The organism is Candidatus Symbiopectobacterium sp. NZEC135, from assembly GCF_025962695.1.
Genome location: NZ_JAGFPF010000950.1, coordinates 1 through 821 on the forward strand (window position 1 = coordinate 1; position 821 = coordinate 821).

Sequence of the window (821 nt, forward strand, 5' to 3'; positions counted from 1 at the left end):
AAACACGGCATTTCGCAGATGATAGAGAGCGGCCACATCCACATCAGCGGCCGCTACCGCGCCAATACGCTGGAACTGATGGTCGAGGATAATGCAGGCACCTATCAGCCGCCCACCGGGGGTGACGGTCTAGGCATGAATCTGGTCGACCGCCGCATCAAGGCGCGCTACGGCAACCGCTACGGCATTACCGTCGAGAGCGAAGCCGATACCTTTACCCGGGTGGAAGTGCGTGTTCCGCTGATTCAACCGAAAAAGGCGCTGGCAGATATCGAGCGTGCGGCGTAGAAGCGGTAATGGATTTCTGGGGTTGATTGACACCATCAGGCCCGCTTTATATCATTGTGTTAATAATTAACACAGGAGGCGCTATGGCCAGAACAACCAGTATCACTATTGGTGAACAACTTGACACCTTTGTCAGCCGGTTGATTGACAGCGGCCGTTACGGTTCGACCAGTGAAGTGGTGCGTTCCGCACTGCGCCTGCTTGAACAGCAAGAGTGTCACCTGGAAACACTGCGCAATGCTATTGATGCAGGAGAAAACAGCGGTGAAAGCGACCTGACGCTGCGTGAAATCGCCGCGCGAAAAAAACGGGAGCTAAATGTATAAGCTCTCTAATTTTGCAGTAGACGATTTTGCCAGAATCTATGGCTAGGAAAACGGAGACGCCGCGCGGCCTTCATCCCCGCCGGTAACATCCAGCGCATCACGTAAGCTATCCCCAAGGTAGTGACAGGCAGCAACCACCAGCACGATAGCGATCCCGGCGGGCAGCATCTGTTCCGGATGCACCATCATCACGTTTTTCGCCTCCCC

At 54.8% G+C, this 821-nt stretch carries 1 protein-coding gene and 1 pseudogene; both read left to right on the forward strand.

The window, feature by feature from the left end; translation table 11 throughout:
* A pseudogene (locus J5224_RS31655) lies at positions 1–288 on the forward strand (sensor histidine kinase); the annotation flags it as partial.
* Positions 289–371: 83 nt separating this feature from the next.
* The gene (locus J5224_RS31660; protein WP_264628940.1) at positions 372–614 is read left to right on the forward strand and encodes a type II toxin-antitoxin system ParD family antitoxin; all 243 of its coding nucleotides are present in this window, start codon (positions 372–374) and stop codon (positions 612–614) included.
* Positions 615–821 lie beyond the last annotated feature (207 nt).